3 protein-coding genes are annotated in these 3,702 nt (G+C 67.2%); 1 reads left to right on the forward strand and 2 read right to left on the reverse strand.

From position 1 onward, the window contains the following. Window positions 1–58: 58 nt before the first annotated feature. Window positions 59–1,426, reverse strand: coding sequence for an adenylosuccinate lyase (gene purB, locus N5C25_RS20325; RefSeq protein WP_279937785.1), 1,368 nt, complete (start codon window positions 1,424–1,426; stop codon window positions 59–61). 292 nt (window positions 1,427–1,718) lie between these two features. Here purB and N5C25_RS20330 point away from each other — a divergent pair, with 292 nt between their 5' ends. Beyond that, window positions 1,719–3,146: a class II fumarate hydratase gene (locus tag N5C25_RS20330; protein ID WP_279937786.1), complete on the forward strand. Its 1,428-nt coding sequence runs from the start codon at window positions 1,719–1,721 to the stop codon at window positions 3,144–3,146. 105 nt (window positions 3,147–3,251) lie between these two features. Here the strand turns inward: N5C25_RS20330 and N5C25_RS20335 are convergent, their stop codons facing one another. After that, window positions 3,252–3,677: a hypothetical protein gene (locus N5C25_RS20335; protein WP_032953534.1), complete on the reverse strand. Its 426-nt coding sequence runs from the start codon at window positions 3,675–3,677 to the stop codon at window positions 3,252–3,254. Window positions 3,678–3,702 lie beyond the last annotated feature (25 nt).

Here is a 3,702-nt window from a genome sequence, read left to right on the forward strand (position 1 = left end):
TGCCGTTGCCGTTGCCTGCCGCAGGCAGCGCCCGCGGCCGCCGCCGCAAGCAAACCCCTTAAATCTTCTTAGCCAGCGACTCGGCCAGGCCGGTGTAGCTGCCCGGGGTCATCTCCAGCAGGCGCTGCTTCGCATCCGCCGGCAGCTCCAGCCCCTGCACGAACGCCCGCATCGACTCAGCAGTGATGCCCTGGCCGCGGGTCAGCGCCTTCAGCTGCTCGTACGGATTCGGCAGGCCATGGCGGCGCATCACCGTCTGCACGGCTTCGGCCAGCACTTCCCAGGCCGCGTCCAGATCGGCATCCAGGCGCTGCGGGTTCACTTCCAGCTTGCCCAGGCCCTTGGCCAGCGAATCCAGCGCCACCTGGCTGTGGCCGAACGCGGTGCCCAGTGCGCGCAGCACGGTGGAATCGGTCAGGTCACGCTGCCAGCGGCTGATCGGCAGCTTGGCGCTGAAGTGCTCGAACAAGGCGTTGGCGATGCCGAAATTGCCTTCCGCATTCTCGAAGTCGATCGGGTTGACCTTGTGCGGCATCGTCGACGAGCCGACTTCGCCTTCCTTCAGGCGCTGCTTGAAATAGCCCAGCGAGATGTAGCCCCAGATGTCGCGGGCCAGATCGATCAGGATGATGTTGGCGCGGCGTGCGGCATCGCCGATCTCGGCCACGTTGTCGTGCGGCTCGATCTGCGTGGTGTACGGGTTGAATACCAGGCCCAGGCCGGTCACGAAGCGCTCGGCGAAGGCCGGCCAGTCCACGTCCGGGTAGCTGGCCACGTGGGCGTTGTAGTTGCCGACCGCGCCGTTGATCTTGCCGGTCAGCTCGACCGCAGCGATCTGCCGGCGCTGGCGCTCCAGGCGGGCGACCACGTTGGCCAGTTCCTTGCCCAGCGTGGTCGGCGAGGCGGTCTGGCCGTGGGTGCGCGACAGCATCGGCTGGCCGGCCTGGGCGTGGGCCAGGGTGCGCAGGGTGCTGGCGATGCCGTCCAGGGTCGGCAGCAGCACCTCGCGGCGGGCCTGTTCCAGTATCAGGCCGTAGCTGAGGTTGTTGATGTCTTCGCTGGTGCAGGCGAAATGCACGAATTCCAGCGCCGGCGCCAGCTCGGCGTCATCCTTCAGCTGTTCCTTGATGAAGTACTCCACCGCCTTGACGTCATGGTTGGTGGTGCGCTCGATCTCCTTCACGCGCGCGGCCTGGGCCGGGCTGAAGCGGGCGGCCAGGTCGCGCAGGCGGGCGACGGCGGCGTCGGAGAACGGCGCCAGTTCGACGATGCCCGGTTCGGCGGCCAGCGCCAGCAGCCATTCCACCTCGACCGTGATGCGGGCCTTGATCAGGCCGTATTCGGAGAAGATCGGGCGCAGCGCGTCGACCTTGCCGGCGTAGCGGCCATCGAGCGGGGACAGGGCGAGCAGGGCGGAATCGGACATGTCGGCAGGGCTGGGACGAGCGGCGGGGCCGATATTCTACGACGAGCCGGCGGGGCGTGCCCTGTAGAGCCGAGCCCACGCTCGGCTGCTTCGGAGAATCCGGCGCCCTGCGGGCAGCCGAGCATGGGCTCGGCTCTACAACACGACCGTGCGGACGGAACGTTCTGGCCCGTCCTCGTCATCCCACGCTGCGGGCAAGGGAGTATCGTTGGCGCAGCCGCCAGCCCGGGAAGCGACACCCTGCCAGCCGCCGCTTCCCTTTCCCCAACTGAAGTAGTGCGGAGTTGATGCAATGAGCAAAGCTGCAAGCAAGGATTTCAGAATCGAACACGACAGCATGGGCGAGCTGCAGGTGCCTGCGGATGCCCTGTGGGGCGCGCAGACCCAGCGTGCCGTGCAGAACTTCCCGGTGTCGGGCCAGCGCATGCCGCGCGGTTTCATCCGCGCGCTGGGCCTGGTCAAGGGCGCGGCCGCGGGCGTCAACGCGGAGCTGGGACACCTGCCGAAGACCGTGGCCAAGGCCATCCAGACCGCTGCCGCCGAAGTGGCTGCCGGCAACTGGGACGCGCACTTCCCGATCGATGTCTACCAGACGGGTTCGGGCACGTCGTCGAACATGAATGCCAATGAGGTCATCGCCACCCTGGCCAACCGTGCCGGCAAGGCGGGCAAGACCACCGTGCATCCCAATGACCACGTCAACCAGGGGCAGAGCTCCAACGACGTGATCCCGACCGCGCTGCGCGTGTCGGCGGTGCTGGCGACGCACGAACAGCTGCTGCCGGCGCTGGTGCACCTGCGCAAGACCCTCGACAAGAAGGGCCGCAGCCTGCGCAAGGTGGTCAAGACCGGCCGTACCCACCTGATGGACGCGATGCCACTGACCTTCGAGCAGGAGTTCGGCGCATGGTCGGCGCAGCTGGCCTCGGCGCAGGAGCGCATCGAAGACAGCCTCAAGCGCGTGCGCCGCCTGCCGCTGGGTGGCACCGCCATCGGCACCGGCATCAACGCCGACCCGCGTTTTGGCGCGCAGGTAGCCAAGGGACTGAAGCAACAGACCGGTTTCAAGTTCGACAGCGCCGAGAACAAGTTCGAAGGCCTGGCCGCGCAGGACGATGCGGTGGAACTGTCGGGCCAGCTCAATGCGCTGGCGGTGGCGCTGATCAAGATCGCCAATGATCTTCGCTGGATGAACGCCGGTCCGCTGGCCGGGCTGGGCGAGATCGAACTGCCGGCACTGCAGCCGGGCAGCTCGATCATGCCGGGCAAGGTCAACCCGGTGATTCCGGAAGCAACCGTGATGGCGTGCGCGCAGGTGATTGGCCACCACACCGCGATCACCGTGGCCGGGCAGACCGGCAACTTCCAGCTCAACGTCACCCTGCCGCTGATCGCGGTGAACCTGCTGGATGGCATCGGCCTGCTGGCCAATGTGTCGCGGCTGCTGGCCGACAGCGCGATTGCCGGGCTGAAGGTGCGCGAAGACCGTGTTGCCGAGGCGCTGTCGCGCAATCCCATCCTGGTCACGGCGCTGAACCCGATCATCGGCTACGAGAAGGCAGCGGCCATTGCCAAGCGTGCCTACAAGGAACAGCGCCCGGTGCTGGACGTAGCGCTGGAAGACAGCGGCCTGCAGGAAGCGGAACTGCGCCGCCTGCTGGACCCCACCGCGCTGACTGCCGGTGGCATCCACGCGGGGGGCGGTGGCGGCGGCGGTTGATGCGCCGGTCGTAGGGCCGAGCCCATGCTCGGCTGCTTCCTGGACCTGAGCCGGGCATGGGCTCGGCTCTACAAGAGGAAACGCCGCCCAGGGGGCGGCGTTTTTTCAGCGACGGTCGGCGACGATGTTGCCGAAGGTGTCGGTGTAGTCCTTGAACTCGGGGATGCGCTGGACCAGGTCGGCCGGGATCACTTCCATGCCTTCCGGCGGCTGGATCTTCACCGGTTGCATGTTGGGATCGGCCGGGGCGGCGACCAGGGTGTTCTGGCGCAGTACCTGCAGCCTGCCGAACATCGTCTGCAGCATCTGCTTTTGCCCTTCGTCGAGCGGGATCTGGATCTCGTCCACCTTCATCGTGCCATCGCCGAGGATGATGATGTTCGGTGCCGGCGGGCGACGCACGGTCACCATCCCTTCGCTGACGGAAATCTTGGGCTTGCCGCGCTCGGCGCGGTGGTTGCGGTAATCCTTGTCACAGCCGACCAGGCCCAGGCAGAGCAGGGCGGCCAGCAGCAGGAACAACTTCTTCATGGCATTCGGTTCGGGGGCGTCCGGG

This window comes from Stenotrophomonas sp. GD03958 (genome assembly GCF_029839005.1).
GTDB classification, from domain to species: domain Bacteria; phylum Pseudomonadota; class Gammaproteobacteria; order Xanthomonadales; family Xanthomonadaceae; genus Stenotrophomonas; species Stenotrophomonas hibiscicola.